Below are 15,347 nucleotides of genomic sequence, written 5' to 3'. Positions count from 1 at the left end.
CGCCAGCCAACGGCGGCAACGGAAGGAGGCAGAAATGGCCGAACGGTCTTTTGCCAAGGAAGTCGAAAAACTGAGGTTAGGGGCCGGCGAGGAATTCGCAGGCGAAGGCATCCTCGCCATCACCAAGGCGCTGCTGCAATGCGGCGTCGGCTATGTCGGCGGCTACCAGGGCGCGCCGATCAGCCACCTGATGGATGTGCTCGCTGACGCGCAGGACATTCTGGGCGAGCTCGGCGTGCATTTCGAGGCGAGCGCTTCCGAAGCCACCGCCACCGCCATGCTTGCCGCATCGGTGCACTATCCGATCCGCGGCGCGGCCACCTTCAAGTCGACGGTCGGCACCAATGTCGCCTCCGATGCGTTAGCCAACCTGGCGTCGGGCGGCGTCACCGGCGGCGCACTGATCATCGTCGGCGAGGACTATGGCGAAGGCTCCTCGATCATGCAGGAGCGCAGCCATGCCTTCGCCATGAAGAGCCAGGTCTGGCTGCTCGATCCGCGCCCGAACCTGCCCTCGATCGTCAAGGCGGTCGAGGACGGCTTCGAGCTGTCGGAGGAATCGAACACGCCGGTCATGCTGCAGGTGCGCATCCGCTGCTGCCACGTCCACGGCCATTTCATCGCCAAGGACAACAAGCGCCCGCTGATGTCGGTCGCTGACGCGCTCGCCGCGCCGCGCCGCGACACCGGCCGCATCGTGCTGCCGCCGGCTTCCTTCCTGCATGAGAAAGAGAAGGTGGCGAAGCGCTGGCCGGCGGCGGTCGATTTCATCAAAAGCCGCAAGATCAACGAGATATTCGGCTCGGATCATGGCTCGATCGGCATCGCCATGCAGGGCGGCATGTACAATTCCGTCATCCGCGCGCTGCAGCGGCTCGGCCTCGCCGACACCTATGGCGACACCGAAGTGTCGCTCTATGTGCTCAACGCCGTCTACCCGCTGGTCGACGACGAGTTCCTCGCCTTCTGCGAGGGTAAGCAGGCGGTGCTGGTCGTCGAAGAGGGCCAGCCCAACTACATCGAGCAAGCCTTTGCCGCCATGCTGCACAAGGCCGGGCGCGGCACCAGACTGGTCGGCAAGGAGCATCTGCCGATGGCCGGCGAATATACCGGACAGGTGATGCTCGACGGCATCGGCTCGTTCCTGCAAGCGAACGCGCCGCATCTGTTGCCGGGCGAGGTTCGCGCGCCCAATAAAAAGGGCGAGGGGGTCGATACGGCCGATCTCGTCAATGTCGTTCCCGGCCGTCCGCCCGGCTTCTGCGTCGGCTGCCCGGAGCGACCGATCTTTGCCGCGACCAAGCTGGTCGAGCAGGAGCTCGGCAAGCACCACATCGCCTCCGACATCGGCTGCCATCTGTTCTCGATCATGCCGCCCTTCGAGCTTGGCGCCACCACCATGGGCTACGGACTTGGGCCGGCCTCGGCCTCCGCCTTCAATTCGCCCGAGGCGAAGCGGCGCTCGATCTCCTTCGTCGGCGACGGCGGCTTCTGGCACAACGGCCTGACCTCCTCGATCGGCAACGCCGTGTTCAACAAGAATGATGGCGTCATCGTCATCGTCGATAACTTCTACTCGGCCGCCACCGGCGGCCAGGATATCCTGTCGTCGCGCGCCTCGAACCGCACCAAGTCGACCAAGCATCCGATCACCGAAGCAGTGAAGGGCATGGGCGTCAAATGGCTGCGCCACATCGATCGCACCTACGATGTCGGCAAGATGCGAGCCGCGCTGCGCGAGGCGCTGACCACCGAGGAGAAGGGGCCGAAGGTCATCGTCGCCTCGTCCGAATGCATGCTCAACCGTCAGCGCCGCGAGAAGCCGCTGGTCGATAAGGCGATCAAGGGCGGCGCGCGGGTGGTGAAGCCGAAATTCGGCGTCGACGAGGATGTCTGCACCGGCGACCACGCCTGCATGCGGCTCTCCGGCTGTCCGTCGCTGTCAGTGAAGTCGCTCGACGATCCGCTGCGCGATGACCCCGTCGCCAGCATCGACCAGAATTGCGTCGGCTGCGGCAATTGCGGCGAGGTCGCGGATGCCGCCGTGCTTTGCCCCTCCTTTTATCGCGCCGATGTCGTCCACAATCCCGGCCGCTGGGACCGTTTCCTGGAAAGCGCGCGCCGCGCCGTCATCGGCCTTTTGCAGCGCCGTCGCGAGAGCCGCCGCCTGATGTTCGCCGATGCTTGACCAGGCTTCGCCCCTGCGCCCGAAGGCGGGCGCCCATGATGACGAGCGGGTGATAAAGCTCGCTGTGCTCGCTGTCGGCGGCCAGGGCGGCGGTGTCCTTGCCGACTGGATCACCGACGTTGCCGAGCGCAATGGCTACGTCGCGCAGTCGACGTCGGTCGCCGGCGTCGCGCAGCGCACGGGGGCGACGATATATTACATCGAGATGGCCCGCGACACCGGCCGGCTGCCGGTCTTTGCGCTGTCGCCCTCGCAAGGCGACGTCGACATATTGATCGCCGCAGAGCTGATGGAAGCCGGCCGCGCCATCATCCGCGGCTTCATCACGCCCGAGCGCACGACGCTGATCGCCTCCTCGCACCGCATCGCCGCCGTTTCGGAAAAGATCGAGCCGGGCGACGGCCGCGCGTCGTCTGAGAAGGTGCAGGCGACGGCGCAAGCCGCCGCAAAACGCTTCATTGCCTTCGACATGGAGAAGATCGCCGCCGACAACGGCACCATGATCTCTGCCAGCCTGCTCGGCGCGCTGGCCGGTTCCGATGCGCTGCCCTTCACCCGCGAAAGCTACGAGCAGGCGGTCAGCGCCGGCGGTCGTGGCGTCAAGGCCAGCCTTGCCGCCTTCGGCGCCGCCTATGACCGCGCGCGCGGCATCGCGGCGGCTGCGGCCGGCGACAAGGCGGCGGGGAACCCCGCCGCTCCCGAAGCCAAATCAACAGCAAAGGTCAGTGGTCCGGAGGCGCTCCTGAAAGGCTGGCAGAACCTTGCCGCCCGCGTCGCGGCGCTGCCGGAGCCGGTACGCGACATGGCCGAACGCGGCCTGAGAAAGGTCGTCGACTACCAGGACATCGCCTATGGCGACGAATATTTCGACCGGCTGGACAAGGCCGTCGCGCTGGACAATGCCGAACATGGCTACGTGCTGTCGATCGCGGCGGCAAAGCATCTCGCCAACGCCATGTGCTACGACGACATGATCCGTGTCGCCGATCTCAAGACCCGCTCGACCCGTGACCGGCGGGTGCGAAAGGAGGTCGGCGTCAGGGAAGGCTCGGTGCTGCAGGTCACCGAATATTTTCATCCGCGCATCGAGGAATTCTGCGGCACGCTGCCGGTGGGGCTGGGCAGCTACATCGAGAGCCGGCCGAAGCTCGCCGCCTTCCTCGACCGCCGCATCAACCGCGGCCGCCATATCCGCACCGACAGTTTTACCGGCTTCGCCATGCTGTGGTTCATCGGCGGCCTGCGCCGCTGGCGCCGCCGCCTGCTGCGCCACAGGATAGAGGTCGAGCATCTGGAGCGCTGGTACGAACTGGCGCTCGCACACGCGCGCGAAAACCATGCGCTCGGTACGGAAATCCTCAACTGCCGCCGGCTGATCAAGGGCTACAGCGACACCCACGCCCGCGCCCAGTCGAAATTCGACCGCGTGCTGTCGGCGCTTCCCATGCTCGACGGTCGCGAAGACGCCGCCGACTGGATCCGCCGCCTGCGCGAGGCAGCGCTAAAGGACGAAAAGGGCGAGATGCTCGACGGCGCGCTGAAGACCGTGGCAACGCTGAACGAAAGCACCCGATAACGAAGATGTGACCCGCCTCGCTCCGACGGGATTCGGTCCTCCCCTCCGTTTCATGGAGGTAGGGATGAATCACGGAGACGAACCTTATGCTCACCAAGTATTTTCTGCCGTTTGCCTTTGCTGCCGGCACGTTGATGCTGTCCGGCGCCGGTGCCCAGGCCGTGCCGCTGGCAAAACCCAGCGCCGCGCCGTTGCCGATCGAAACCGTCGGCTGGCGCTGCGGTCCCGGCTGGCACGTGAACCGGTGGGGCAGATGCGTGCCGAACGGTCGCCGGTTCATCCGGCCGGCGCGCCACTGGCACCCCGGCTTCTGGTATCACCACCGCTGGCACCCCGGCTATTGGAGCTGGTGATCGCTTTTTGGGACCGACGCCCGCGCTGGAAACGGCGCGGGCGTTTTTCGTTCAGGTGGTGAGGTCGCGCATCGGCTTCACCGCCGCCGAGTCCGGAAACACCTTGTCGCCGAGCAACGCGGCCGAAAGGCCGAACTGGTCGGCGAGCAGTCCCTTCAGCACCGCGCGCACATCGCTGGTCGGCGCCAGGTCGCGGGCTTCGTAAAGCTGTGCCGGCTTCAGGCCCGGCCAGTCGGCGACGACGCGGCCGCCTTTGACCGCGCCGCCGGCAAGCAGCACCACCGTGCCGGTGCCGTGATCGGTGCCGACCGTGCCGTTGATGCGGGCGGTGCGGCCGAATTCGGTGATCGCGACGATCGCCGTGTCCTGCCAGCGCTGGCCGAGCCCTGTCTCGAATTCCTCGAAGGCGCCGTCGAGGCCGCCGAGCAGGTTGGCGAGCCGGCCGGTGGCGCCGCCTTCGTTGACATGCGTGTCCCAGCCGTCGAAGGCGAGCGCCGCGATGCGCGGGCCGTCATCGGACGCCATCAGCTTCGCTGCGCCTTGCGCGGACTGTCGCATGCCGGCGGCATTGTCGAGGCCGCCTTTCGGCTTCATCGTCTTGCCGTCGAACTCGTCGCTCATCGCCATCCGGTCGGCATCGAGGCCCTTCTGCAGGGCTGCCGCCAGCAGGGGATCGCGATGATTGTAGAGGTCGAGCACACGCGCCGCCAGCGCGTCGCCGGGCGCCGGCAGAGCCTGTGGCGCCCAGCCGAGCACGGGCGCGGCGCCGCGGATCACCAGAGGCGTCGACGGCCCGACCGCCAGCCCGCCGGCTTTCGCCACGCGCTCGCCCGCCGGCAGATTTGCCAGCGCCCGGTTTAGCCAGCCGGTGGTCGCGTTGCCGGGCCCAGGCAGGCCGCTTTCCAGCACGTCCTGGCCGTCGAAATGCGAGCGGTCGCGATAGCCTGTCGCGGCGGCGTGCACGACGGTCGCCTGGCCCGCCTTGAACAGGCGCGCGAACGTCGGCATCGCAGGATTGAGCGCGAAGAAACCGTCGAGTGGCAGCGCCGGGTTGGGACCTGAAAGCGAAAGCGCGATGTCGCCATGCAGGCCGGCATAATCGGGGTCGCCGACCGGGCCGACAGTCGACAGGCCGTCGAGGGCACCGCGCAGCACGATCACGATCAGGCGCGGATCGCGCCTGTCGGCGGCGCGCGCGAAGCGTGGCAGATGGGCCCAGGCAAACAGCGCGCCGCCGGTCATCAGCACGGCGCGGCGTGATGGGTTTGGGGTCTCGCAAAGAAGGCTCATCGCTGCTTCTCCATGCTGTTCACCGGCGCTTATCTTCGCTGGAACTCCGGGGCCATCAGCAGCAGCGCCAGGCCCTGCCGTCTGGATTCCGCGCGCGCGATCGCTTCTCGCGTCTCGGCCGAGGCGGAGGCGCCGATCAGGGTGGAAAGCATGTCGCCGGGATTGCCGATATCGTCCGCCTGCTGCGCCGTCTGCCAGGCGATATCGAGGCGGGTCTTCAGGCCTTCGGCCGAAGCCCAGGCATCGCTGTGGTCGGGAAAGCCGTTCGGGCCCGGCGGTTGCCAGAGCGGCTCGCCCAAGGCCCTCAGCCAGCCAAGCGTCCGTTGCGGCTCCTTCCCTGCGGACGGGCCGACTGCCCGCCTCAGGGCCATGACGTAGTCGAAGGGCGCGCGCAGCTTGGCGAGCGGCATCGACCAGGCCTCGGGCATGTCCACCAGCGCCAGCGCCAATGCGCGCAGGTCGCCATCTGTCTTGGTGAAGACCGCGGCCAGATGCGCGACGGACTGTGGCGGCGGATCGTCGGCGATGAAATGGCGGGCGAGCTTGCCGGCGATGTGCCGCGCCGTCGCGGGGTGCCGGGCAATGTCGTTGAGCGCGGCCTCGCCCTGGCCCATGCCGCCGGCCGGATAGGTCTTGCCGAGCAGGACAGCTTCGCCCGGCTGATGCGCGTTGGTGTTGAAGACGAAGCTGCCCGGCTCGCCCAGGCGTCCTTCGCGCCCAGCCATCGTCCAACCGGTGAGCACTCCGGCGAAACTGGTGACATCGGCCTGGCTGTAGCCGCCGTCGACGCCCAGCGTGTGCAGTTCCAGGATCTCGCGGGCAAGGTTTTCGTTGAGGCCTCGGCCGCGCCTTTTGCCAGCACGGGAATCGGGGCCGATGGACTGCTGATTGTCGAGATAGAACAGCATCGCCGGGTGATGCTCGACCGCCAGCAGCATGTCGGCGAAGCGGCCGAGCACGAAGGGGCGGATCGCCTCGCGTTCGAAGGCGCCGGCGCAGGCCCGCACGATCTGGCCCTTGGCGACCGAGACGCAGAAATGGTTCGACCAGAAGCCGACCAGCCGTTCGACAAAGCCGGGCCCGGCGTTCAGCGCCTTGTCGAAGCGGGCTTGCGCCTCGTCCCGACAGATATCGGCCTCGACCTTGGGGACGGTGGACTTGGCTTTCGCGTCGGGAGAGACGGCCGCCATTGCGGTGGGCTCGGCGGTCGGCTGCGCCATGCGATCCCTTTCGGCCTTGCGCTCGGCATTTGCCGCCATGCTGGCCTGGATCGCCGCGGTGCTGTCCAGCAGCCCGGCGTTCGCCGGGTCTTCGATCGAGACGAGCGCGATATCCTGCTGTTTGAGCTCTGCCTTGAGGAAGCCGCGCGCGTCGGCGGCGATCTTGCCGAGATCGTCATCCGGTCTCGCGCCGAGCCCGAAGCGGTTGAGCGCGACAAGCGCCGGATCGGGCGGAACGGCATTTGAAACGGGCAGGGCCATTGCAGCCTCCGTCGCAGGCCGACGCAGGTCGCGTCGGCGGCATCTGCTGATGGTCGAAAGATCTCATGATGCCGGCACCGGCAATCATGAGATCGGCCAGCGGCTTACCAGCGGCGCCAGTGGTGATAGCGATGCCACGGATGCCAGACCGGGCCGATATAGACGCTCGGTCCGCCCCAATAGTAGTAGCCCGGATAGATCACGCGGCGGTTGGGCACGCAGCGCCCCCACGGGTTGGGATGCCAGCCGGGACCGCAGCCCCAGGCCGCATGCTCGACGATGGCAGGTGCCGCAACCGGCGCGATCGGCATTGCCGAGGCGGCGCTTGCCGTGGCCACCCCGCCGACGGCGAGGGCGGCAGCGAGCGAATATTTCGTCAGACCGTTCATGGGATGCTCCCGAGGTTTGTCGAGGTTGAAGAGAACCCGCCCGCATTCCCGCGGGCAGGCCTGTCCCTCTTTTCCTTGAACGGAAGTGGCCGGCGGTTTCCGTCGCTGCCTATGGCGTATTTTTTGCAAGGGGCGGCCGCTGCCTGCCGACATGGCGCAGCAGGGCGTCGGCCAGCAGCTTGCGGTCCTGTGGTGAACTCGACGCCGCGAACTCGATGATGCGCTGTTCCAGCCGGCTGCGGATGGTGGCGTCGGCGTTGCGCGCCCGCTCCAGGGCGGCGGCAAGAGCGTTCGTGTCCAGCGTCGGCTGCTGCAAGAGATTGGCCGCCTCGCGCCGCGCCTGCTGCCCGTCGAGGATGATTGCGCGGGCCTCGCGACGCACCTCTCGCAACGCCTGGCGGAATGCCTTGCGATCATCGGCTGGGAGCCGGCTGCCCGCCGATTCCAGCGAATAGCCCGGATTGGACCTGCCGATCAGCCAGCCTGCGCCGCCGGCTACCGCGCCGATCAGAAAGACGTTCAGCACCAGCGATGCCGCGAAAAGACGAGTGCTCATAGGTCCTCCGTGTCGGCGTCGGGACCGGCATCGCCGAACGACGTTGCGTTGGCGTCCATCACGTAGCGGTCGGACGAGGCGTCGGGCGTGACGACGGTGACCAGCGCCAGCCCGGCCACCGCGCCTGCAAGGCCGATCCCGGCGAGCCCGAAGCCCAGCCACCAGAGGTGGCGATGGCGTCCTTGCCTCAGTTGCGTGGCGGCTCTCGCGACAATCTCGCCATGCAGCGTCCGGCTTGGGGCCTCGACGTGATGACGGTCGAGGATGGTGTCGAGCCTGCCGGCGCGCCGCAGGACGGCGCGGCCTTCTTCGGTCTCCGAAAACAGCGCGGCGGCGGCCTGCTCGGCCTGTGGCCAGCGATGCAGGGCGCTGCCATACGCGTCCGCTAGCGCGGCGAAGCGCCGGGCATCCATTCGCACGTCCGAGGTCCTTCTTTCCTCAGCCATCTCGTTTCCCCTTCCACGGTTTTGACGTGGCCCCCCACGCCGCTAGGATCGGCAATGCCCCAGGAACCGCCAGATGCTTCACCGTCTCAATCATCGCCATCGTCTCCGACGAGCATTGCCTGCAGCGCGCGACGACCGCGCGCGAGCAGGCTTTCCAGCGCATCGACGCTGACCTGCATGGCGCCGGCGGCCTCGATGTTGGACATCTCCTGATAATAGACCAGCACGATCGCCTCGCGCTGGCGCGGCGCGATGCGTTGCAGCGCCTGCTGCACGCGCCGGCCTTCGTCTGCGGGAACCGCGTCGGGAAGCGGCGCCTCATCTGGCACCTTCGGCAACTCGTCCGCCGTCCATTCGCGCCGGCGCCGCAGCCGGTCGTAGCAGAGGTTGAGCGCCACCCGGTGGATCCAGGTGTCGAAGCGGGCACCTCTCTGGCGCCAGCTGGAGGCGTGGCGCCAGATGCGCACGAAAGTCTCCTGGGCGACGTCCTCGGCCTCGGCCGCGTCGCCCAGCATCCTTGTGGCCAAAGCCAGGATGCGCGGCAGCTTGCGCGCCACCATCGCCTGCACCGCGGCCTGGTCGCCGGCGCTGATGCGCCGGACCAGTTCCTCGTCCGGATCGGCGCCCATCAGCCTGGGCGCTCGCAGTGATCATCGTGCTGCATAACCTCTCGGTCATTGCTCCTGATTGGGAGCGGTTTTGTGGCCCGGCCTCTCGTCGGCGCCGAGCGTGCCGTCGCTGTTCTTGTCGAGCCTGGCAAAGCGCTTGGCAAGCAAGGCGTCGAGTTCCGACTTGTCGATGAAGCCGTCGTGGTTGGCATCCATGCGTGCGAAGGACCTGGCCGGATCGCCCTTGGCCTTGCGCCCGGTCTGGAACGCCGTCCATTCGGTGAGGCTGACCTTGCCGTCGCCATCGGTGTCGGCGGCCATGAAGGCCTTCTCCCGGCGTGCCTCGAATTTTGCCAGCGTGATGCCCGGTTTGGCGGTGGCGGGAGCCGTTGCGCTTGGCGTTGCTTGGGTCGGTGCGGGGGCGGGGGTTGGCGTCGTTGTCTGGGCGGCCGCGGCCGCGGTCTGCAGACCAAGGGCAACGACGAATATCGTGGGGCGGATCATGCTCTCGTCTCCGGTTGCGCGCGGCCATTGGCGGCCACGCTCCAGCCGTTAAACGCGGTGACAGAGAAAATCCGTCGGTGGCTCCGCCATGCAAGGTTGGCGGTGCCGGAAAGCGCCTTTCAAGGGTGCGGAAACTATTTCCGTTCGCCGACCACCACCAGCTGGTCCGGCTTGAAGCCGGCATGCTGCGGGGTCCAGACATCGCCTTCGCGGTTGAACCAGTGGCAGAGATAGGTGCCGGAAGCCGCGCCGTCGCTGATTGTCATCTCCGGGCCTCCCGATTTCAGTCTGACGACGTCTCCGGTCTTGAAACTATTGGGCATTTCGGCCTCCCATGCTGAGGCCATGAGTTTTCCACCAAACCTGAGTCGCGACAATGGTCGATGTGCCTGATCACTCCGGCACGCCGGCGATGCCCAGCGCCTCGACGTAACGCTCGGCGAACACCTTGTCCAGCCACGGGTTGATCTGCCTCTGCAGGGTGAGCGTGAAGGTCGGGAACGCCTCCATCAGCCGGCGCGCCGCGGCCTGCGCCTCGTCCAGCCGGTTGAGTTTGACCAGCGCCATGATCACCACCCGGTGCGAGGAGCCGTAGTTCGGCATCTCATGCAGCGCGCGTTCTCCCCATGCCAGCGCTTCCTCGTAGCGCTCGAGCATCAGGTAGCTCATCCCGATGCCGGAGAGCGCGATGCCTTTCTCGGGGTCGACCGGGCTCAGCCGCATTGCCCTGTGAAAGTGCTCGATCGCCGCGAGCGGGCGGCTGGAATGTGCGTTCACCCAGCCGCTGCCGGTATGGCCCTGCGCCGAATTGGGATTGAGCAGCAGGGATCGTTCGATCGTGCCCAGCGCCATCTCGTAGTCCCTCGCGCTGTAGGCGATCACCTGCGCGGCGAAGCGGAGGCTGGTGGGGTCGTCGCGCGCTTCCGCCAGCACCTCGCGCGCCATGCGCGCGGCGACTCGCATGTCGTCGGGCTCGTGCCAGCACTGGCTCACGGATAGGCTGCGGATATAGGCGCCGAGCGCCTTCGCCAAGGTGAAGCCGGGGTCGATGCTGAGCGCCTCGTTGGTCAGCCGGCGCACGTCGGCAAAGCCTTCGCGCGTCATGCTGTAGAAGCGCGGCAGCGCGCGAAGGTAGAGGTCGTAGGCGCTGATGTAATCGGTAGGCTTCATTCGCGCCTGCTTGATCTCCTCCAGCCGGATGCTCGGCTCGACAGCGCCGACGACGCTCTCGGTCACCTTGTCCTGCAGGTCGAAGATGTCGTTCACGTCGCCTTCGAAGCGGTCGGTCCAGACATGGTGTCCGCTGATCGCGTCCACCAACTGCCCACTGATGCGAACCCGCGATCCGGCTCTGCGGATGCTGCCTTCGAGCACGTAGTGCACGCCCAACTCGCGCCCGACCTGCCGCAGGTCCACCGCGCGGCCCTTGTAGGTGAAGGACGAATTGCGGGCGATCACGAAGAAGGAGTTCACCCGGCTCAATCCCGTGATGATGTCCTCCACCAGCCCGTCGGCGAAGTATTCCTGGTCGGGGTCGCCGCTCATGTTGGTGAAGGGCAGAACCGCGATCGAGGGCTTTTCGGGCAGGGGAGGCGGCGCAGCCACCGAGCCGCCGGCGTCGGTCTCGACGCGGTAGGCGCGCACAGGCCGCTCGATGTTCTTGAGGCGCAGGTTGCCGAGCGGCGTGAAGCCGCAGTCAAGCTTGCCCTGGAGGTGGTCGTAGGCGGTGCCCGAGACGAACACGGTACCGGGATCGGCGATGCTTTCGAGGCGGGCAGCGATGTTGACTCCGTCGCCGTAGAGGTCGCCGTCCTCCTCGCAGACCACGTCGCCGAGATTGACGCCGATGCGCAAGCGAATCCGCTCTTCCTCTGGCGTTTCCGCCTCGTGTTCTGCCAGGGCCTGCTGGATCGCCATCGCCGAGGTCACCGCGTTGACGACGCTCGCGAATTCGCACAGCATGCCGTCGCCGGTGAGCTTGACGATCCGCCCCTGGTTCTGGGAGACCAGCGGTTCGAGGAGTTGCTTGCGGTAGGTCTTGAGCCGCTCGAGCGTGCCGCGCTCGTCACGCTCCGTCAGGCGTGCGTAGCCGACCACGTCGCAGGCCAGGATCGCTGCGAGGTGGCGCTGCGTGGTCATTGCACCGCTCTGCCAAGCGCCTGCACGCGGGCCGCCCAGCGTCCATGTCCTGCCAGCTTCAACACGCCCCATGTGCATGTTATCCATCTTCCCCGGTCTCCGCCTGTCGCTGGAACGGAGAGCAGCTCGACCTTGCCGTTACGAGATCGCTATCCCGCTCGCGAGGCGTGGAGCGTCCCTGTGGCGCGCCAACAGCCAGCCGACGACCCGCCCACGCAACCTCTGGGGACGCTCAAACGCCACTCCCAGAAGGCCGGGGATATTCCCTGCTCTGTGTAACCGGTTGACGCCACCGTGGCGGCGCTTCTGTATCGAGGATCATACCGTCCGGCGCCGGAGCGTGTCCGCTTGAGGCGACCATGGGTGGATCCAAATCCACCCAACAGGTGTATGGTGCTGGAATAACACGCTTTTCGGAAGAAACTGGTGCCGCTTGCGTGACTCGAACACGCGACCCCATCATTACGAATGATGTGCTCTACCAACTGAGCTAAAGCGGCCCGGGAAGCCGCTGGGCTTCCAAGATGCGCTGCGTGATAGACTCAACCGTCAGCTAATTCAAGATGGCTGGCGGCGAAATCCGGCGCCGATGCGCGGCTATTTCTGCCGGCTGCCGCCACGCGGCGGCCTTTGGCGCCCGCCGCGGCGGTCCGCCGGCCGTAGGCGGCCGCCGACCGTCCGCCGGGGCCGATCCGGCGGCGGTGACAAAAAATGTTGATTCTTCAACAAAAAACGCCGAAATGGGCTTTGGATGCGTCGGCAAAGCTGCCGCTCGCCCGTTGATTGATTGGTCGCCTGCGGCTAACGATCGATGAACTGTGAGCGAACGCGCAGAGGGAGCTCGCTTGGACGCCATCGAGAAAGCGATCCGCAACGCCTTCGAGAAAGGCAATGCCGAGGACCGGGCGTTTCGCGAGAAGGTCTATCGCTCGGCCTTTGCCGCGCTGGATCGCGTGCTGCAGGCCAATCCGAGTGTGACCGTGGAGGCCGCCATCAACCGCCGCAAGGCGGTGCAGGCCAAGATCGCCGAGATCGAATCCGAATTCCTGCCGGCCGTTCCGGACGTCATGCTTCCGTCCGAGAGCGGCTCGCCTGCCGGCTATGGCGGCCCGGCGCCCTCGGTGGACATGCCGGCCCAGTCTTCCGCACCGCCGGTGGATGCGCCGCGGCAGGCTCCGGCCCAGGCGTCGCCGTCGCCGTCGATCACCGTCGATGGTCCGGTGCAGCCCGACGCTGCGGATGCGCCGCGCTCGCGCGTGCTGCCCCGCGTGCCCGACATCATGCCGGACGAGGCGCTTCCCAACGCGCCGACACTCGACGATGCTCCCGGAGCCTCCGTCGGCAACGGCGCCGAGGTGGCGCCGGACCGCGATGAGCGGCGGATACGGGGCCGGCGCTTGCCGCTGACGGCGATCTTCGTCGTCGCGACGCTTATCGCTGCGGCCGGCATCGGCCTTTATTTCGCCAAGCAGACAGGCGTCTTCAAGACGGCGGCAGAGCTCAACACCGGTCCGCCGGAACCGACTCCGACGCTGGAGGGCGAAGAGTCCTCGCAGCCGGATGGCGAAACCGGCTCGCCGCAGAAGCCGGGCGAGGCGGACCAGTCGAAGAACTGGATCAACGTCTTCTCGCCCAGCGATCCGACCCATGTCAGCACACCGTCCGACGCTGCTGCCGACGTGATGAAGGATGACACCGGGCAGTTCCTGCGCATCCGCTCCGGCGCGTCCGGCTCGGCGATCGCCTTCGACGTCGGCCAGGGCGTCCTGGAAAAGCTCGCCGGCAAGCACGCCATGTTCGACATCATCGCCCGCTCGGAAGAGGGCAAGGAGACGCAGATCTCGGTCGACTGCAATTTCGGCGAGCTCGGCGATTGCGGCCGCAAGCGCTACGCCGTCGGCCACGAGCGTAACGAGTACCTGTTCGATGTGCAGTTCCCGGCCAAGCATCCGGGCGCTGCCGGCACCATCGCCGTCAATTCCGACTTCGACAAGCAGGGCAAGTCGGTCGACATCTATGAGATACGCGTTTCGATCGCTGAATAGGATTTCGAGCAATTCCAGGAAAAGTGTGACCCGGTTTTCCGTCCGGAATTGCTAAAAAACAGAGAGCTAGAGCGGTTCTGCGCTTCGGTGAAACGATGAACCGCTCAGCTGTCCAACAGCGCCTGCAGCGTCTCGATGCGGTCGGCCTCGGCGGCCGGCTTGTCCCAGCGCAGCCGCGAGATACGCGGAAAGCGCATCGCGACACCCGACTTGTGCCGGGTCGAGCGGTTGAGGCCTTCGAAAGCCACTTCCAGCACCAGCCCGTTCTTGCGGTCGGCGCGGACCGAGCGCACCGGCCCGAACCGTTCGATCGTGTTGTCGCGCACATATTTGTCGATCTGCCGCAGCTCCTCGTCGGTGAAGCCGAAATAGGCCTTGCCGACCGGCACAAGCTCTTCCGCGCCTTCCGGTCCGGCCCAGACGCCGAAAGTGTAGTCGGAGTAGAAGCTCGAGCGCTTGCCATGGCCGCGCTGCGCATACATCAGCACCGCGTCGACCGTATGCGGATCGCGCTTCCACTTGAACCAGGGGCCCTTCGGCCGGCCGGCAAGATAGGGCGAATCCCAGCGCTTCAGCATCACCCCTTCGATGACCGGATGCGGCGGCGCCTGGCGCAGCCGCTCGAGCGCCTCCCAATCCGGATACTCGACCAGAGGCGAGAGGTCGAAGCGGCTGGGGTCGAGGCTGCCGACGAAGGTTTCGAGCCTTGTCCGGCGCTCGGCGAAAGACAGCGCGCGCAAATCCTCGCCGTTGATCTGCAGGGCGTCGTAGCAGCGCATGAAGGCTGGATATTGCTGCTGGATTTTCTGCGACACGCTCTTGCGGTTCAGCCGCTGCTGCAGGTCCGAGAAGGTTCCTGTCGCCTCGCGCGGATCGCCCACCAGCAATTCGCCGTCGAGCGCCGCCTCGAAATCCATCGCCGCGGCAAGGTCCGGGAAGGCGCCAGCGACATCGTCGCCCGTCCGCGAATAGAGCCGGCGGATGCCGCCTTCGCACACAGCTTGTACGCGGATGCCGTCCCATTTCCACTCCGCCGCATAGTCGGCCGGATCGAGCTTTTCCAGGTCGCCGTCGTCGACGGCGTTGGAGAGCATGACGGGTCGGAACAGCGCGAGCGCGGCGCTTCGGGGCTTTTCCGCGCGGCCCTCGAGCCACGCGAACAGCTCGCTGTAAGGCGGCGTCAGGCCGTGCCAGAGCTCCTCGATCTCGGCGACGTCGACTTGGCCAAGATCGGCCAGCGCCTGTTTGGCGAGCCGTGCCGAAACGCCGATGCGCAACCCCCCGGTGACCAGCTTGATGATGGCGAAGCGCGCCGAGATGCTGGCGCTGTCGAGCAGCCGCGCCAGCACTTTCGGCCCGTCGGAGCGGCTCGCCGCCTGCAGCTTGCCGACAACTTCGGCCAGTGTCGGCGCGTGGTTAGCAATCTGGCCGGCCGGCTGCGGCCAGACCAGCGACACCGTCTCGGCAAGGTCGCCGACATAGTCGTAGGAATAGCCGAACAGCACCGGGTCCATCCGCTCGGTGACCAGCGCGCGCAGCATCGCGGGCTTCACCGCCGCGATCGACAGGTCGCCGGTGATCGCCGCCAGCGCCAGCCCGCGGTCCGGGTCCTCGACGCTGCGGAAATAGTCGGTAAGCAGCGTCAGCTTGCTGTTGCGCGACGGCGTCAGCACCAGCCGGTCGAGGAGCTCGGCGAAGCGGTTCATGGCGTTGTGAGCCCGGCCAGCGGGGAAAGGGGGCCACCGTAGAGCGCGGCGGTGACGATTGGCGAA

The 15,347-nt window shown here is 66.9% G+C and carries 14 protein-coding genes and 1 tRNA gene; 4 read left to right on the top strand and 11 right to left on the bottom strand.

The genetic code is table 11. The features are described from left to right. The first annotated feature begins 34 nt into the window (after positions 1 to 34). From EN853_RS03045 to EN853_RS03035, 3 genes are all read left to right on the top strand, one after another. A complete protein-coding gene (locus EN853_RS03045; protein ID WP_127857793.1) occupies positions 35 to 2,188 on the top strand; it encodes an indolepyruvate ferredoxin oxidoreductase subunit alpha in 2,154 nt (717 codons plus the stop codon). Next, a complete protein-coding gene (locus EN853_RS03040; protein ID WP_127857792.1) occupies positions 2,181 to 3,764 on the top strand; it encodes an indolepyruvate oxidoreductase subunit beta family protein in 1,584 nt (527 codons plus the stop codon). Before EN853_RS03045 ends, EN853_RS03040 begins: the two co-directional genes overlap by 8 nt. 86 nt (positions 3,765 to 3,850) lie before the next feature. Next, complete coding sequence (locus EN853_RS03035) at positions 3,851 to 4,117, top strand: hypothetical protein (protein WP_127857791.1); 267 nt, start codon at positions 3,851 to 3,853, stop codon at positions 4,115 to 4,117. 51 nt (positions 4,118 to 4,168) lie between these two features. Here EN853_RS03035 and EN853_RS03030 read toward each other — a convergent pair whose 3' ends face one another. From EN853_RS03030 to EN853_RS02985, 10 genes are all read right to left on the bottom strand, one after another. Then, positions 4,169 to 5,407 carry a DUF1501 domain-containing protein gene (locus EN853_RS03030; RefSeq protein ID WP_127857790.1) on the bottom strand — a complete coding sequence of 413 codons (1,239 nt, stop codon included), beginning with the start codon at positions 5,405 to 5,407 and terminating at the stop codon, positions 4,169 to 4,171. Positions 5,408 to 5,436: 29 nt separating this feature from the next. Then, positions 5,437 to 6,888 (bottom strand): DUF1800 family protein, encoded by a 1,452-nt coding sequence (locus EN853_RS03025; RefSeq protein WP_127857789.1) that lies wholly within the window; start codon positions 6,886 to 6,888, stop codon positions 5,437 to 5,439. Positions 6,889 to 6,992: 104 nt separating this feature from the next. Then, entirely contained in the window at positions 6,993 to 7,277 is a 285-nt protein-coding gene (locus tag EN853_RS03020) for a hypothetical protein (protein ID WP_127857788.1), read from the bottom strand. A gap of 109 nt (positions 7,278 to 7,386) precedes the next feature. Continuing rightward, the gene (locus EN853_RS03015; RefSeq protein ID WP_127857787.1) at positions 7,387 to 7,833 is read right to left on the bottom strand and encodes a periplasmic heavy metal sensor; all 447 of its coding nucleotides are present in this window, start codon (positions 7,831 to 7,833) and stop codon (positions 7,387 to 7,389) included. After that, on the bottom strand, positions 7,830 to 8,279 hold the full coding sequence (locus EN853_RS03010) for a hypothetical protein (protein ID WP_127857786.1): 450 nt from the start codon (positions 8,277 to 8,279) through the stop codon (positions 7,830 to 7,832). The genes EN853_RS03015 and EN853_RS03010 overlap by 4 nt, the downstream gene beginning before the upstream one ends. Positions 8,280 to 8,365: 86 nt before the next feature. Beyond that, positions 8,366 to 8,908, bottom strand: a complete 543-nt coding sequence (locus EN853_RS03005; protein ID WP_127857785.1) for an RNA polymerase sigma factor — start codon at positions 8,906 to 8,908, stop codon at positions 8,366 to 8,368. Between the two features lie 45 nt (positions 8,909 to 8,953). Next, on the bottom strand, positions 8,954 to 9,391 hold the full coding sequence (locus tag EN853_RS03000) for an acid-shock protein (RefSeq protein ID WP_127857784.1): 438 nt from the start codon (positions 9,389 to 9,391) through the stop codon (positions 8,954 to 8,956). A gap of 134 nt (positions 9,392 to 9,525) precedes the next feature. Then, positions 9,526 to 9,714, bottom strand: coding sequence for a DUF2158 domain-containing protein (locus EN853_RS02995; RefSeq protein ID WP_127857783.1), 189 nt, complete (start codon positions 9,712 to 9,714; stop codon positions 9,526 to 9,528). A gap of 70 nt (positions 9,715 to 9,784) precedes the next feature. Continuing rightward, complete coding sequence (locus EN853_RS02990; protein WP_245516798.1) at positions 9,785 to 11,608, bottom strand: adenylate/guanylate cyclase domain-containing protein; 1,824 nt, start codon at positions 11,606 to 11,608, stop codon at positions 9,785 to 9,787. A gap of 346 nt (positions 11,609 to 11,954) precedes the next feature. Continuing rightward, a tRNA-Thr gene (locus EN853_RS02985) sits at positions 11,955 to 12,030 on the bottom strand. Positions 12,031 to 12,375: 345 nt separating this feature from the next. Between EN853_RS02985 and EN853_RS02980 the strand changes: the two genes are divergently transcribed. Next, positions 12,376 to 13,575 (top strand): hypothetical protein, encoded by a 1,200-nt coding sequence (locus EN853_RS02980; protein WP_127857782.1) that lies wholly within the window; start codon positions 12,376 to 12,378, stop codon positions 13,573 to 13,575. A gap of 104 nt (positions 13,576 to 13,679) precedes the next feature. Here EN853_RS02980 and EN853_RS02975 read toward each other — a convergent pair whose 3' ends face one another. Then, positions 13,680 to 15,281, bottom strand: coding sequence for a cisplatin damage response ATP-dependent DNA ligase (locus tag EN853_RS02975; RefSeq protein WP_127857781.1), 1,602 nt, complete (start codon positions 15,279 to 15,281; stop codon positions 13,680 to 13,682). Between the last annotated feature and the right edge of the window lie 66 nt (positions 15,282 to 15,347).

It is taken from the genome of Mesorhizobium sp. M1C.F.Ca.ET.210.01.1.1 (genome assembly GCF_004791585.1).
Taxonomy (GTDB): domain Bacteria; phylum Pseudomonadota; class Alphaproteobacteria; order Rhizobiales; family Rhizobiaceae; genus Mesorhizobium.
The sequence above is the reverse complement of the archived record's forward strand: the minus strand, read 5'-3'. Positions and strand labels throughout refer to the sequence as shown.

Excerpts from the sequence above, each read along its gene's own strand:
- EN853_RS03045 (WP_127857793.1), top strand. The coding sequence starts at position 35 with ATGGCCGAACGGTCTTTTGCCAAGGAAGTCGAAAAACTGAGGTTAGGG.
- EN853_RS03040 (WP_127857792.1), top strand. The coding sequence starts at position 2,181 with ATGCTTGACCAGGCTTCGCCCCTGCGCCCGAAGGCGGGCGCCCATGAT.
- EN853_RS03035 (WP_127857791.1), top strand. The coding sequence starts at position 3,851 with ATGCTCACCAAGTATTTTCTGCCGTTTGCCTTTGCTGCCGGCACGTTG.
- EN853_RS03030 (WP_127857790.1), bottom strand. The coding sequence starts at position 5,407 with ATGAGCCTTCTTTGCGAGACCCCAAACCCATCACGCCGCGCCGTGCTG.
- EN853_RS03025 (WP_127857789.1), bottom strand. The coding sequence starts at position 6,888 with ATGGCCCTGCCCGTTTCAAATGCCGTTCCGCCCGATCCGGCGCTTGTC.
- EN853_RS03020 (WP_127857788.1), bottom strand. The coding sequence starts at position 7,277 with ATGAACGGTCTGACGAAATATTCGCTCGCTGCCGCCCTCGCCGTCGGC.
- EN853_RS03015 (WP_127857787.1), bottom strand. The coding sequence starts at position 7,833 with ATGAGCACTCGTCTTTTCGCGGCATCGCTGGTGCTGAACGTCTTTCTG.
- EN853_RS03010 (WP_127857786.1), bottom strand. The coding sequence starts at position 8,279 with ATGGCTGAGGAAAGAAGGACCTCGGACGTGCGAATGGATGCCCGGCGC.
- EN853_RS03005 (WP_127857785.1), bottom strand. The coding sequence starts at position 8,908 with ATGGGCGCCGATCCGGACGAGGAACTGGTCCGGCGCATCAGCGCCGGC.
- EN853_RS03000 (WP_127857784.1), bottom strand. The coding sequence starts at position 9,391 with ATGATCCGCCCCACGATATTCGTCGTTGCCCTTGGTCTGCAGACCGCG.
- EN853_RS02995 (WP_127857783.1), bottom strand. The coding sequence starts at position 9,714 with ATGCCCAATAGTTTCAAGACCGGAGACGTCGTCAGACTGAAATCGGGA.
- EN853_RS02990 (WP_245516798.1), bottom strand. The coding sequence starts at position 11,608 with ATGCACATGGGGCGTGTTGAAGCTGGCAGGACATGGACGCTGGGCGGC.
- EN853_RS02975 (WP_127857781.1), bottom strand. The coding sequence starts at position 15,281 with ATGAACCGCTTCGCCGAGCTCCTCGACCGGCTGGTGCTGACGCCGTCG.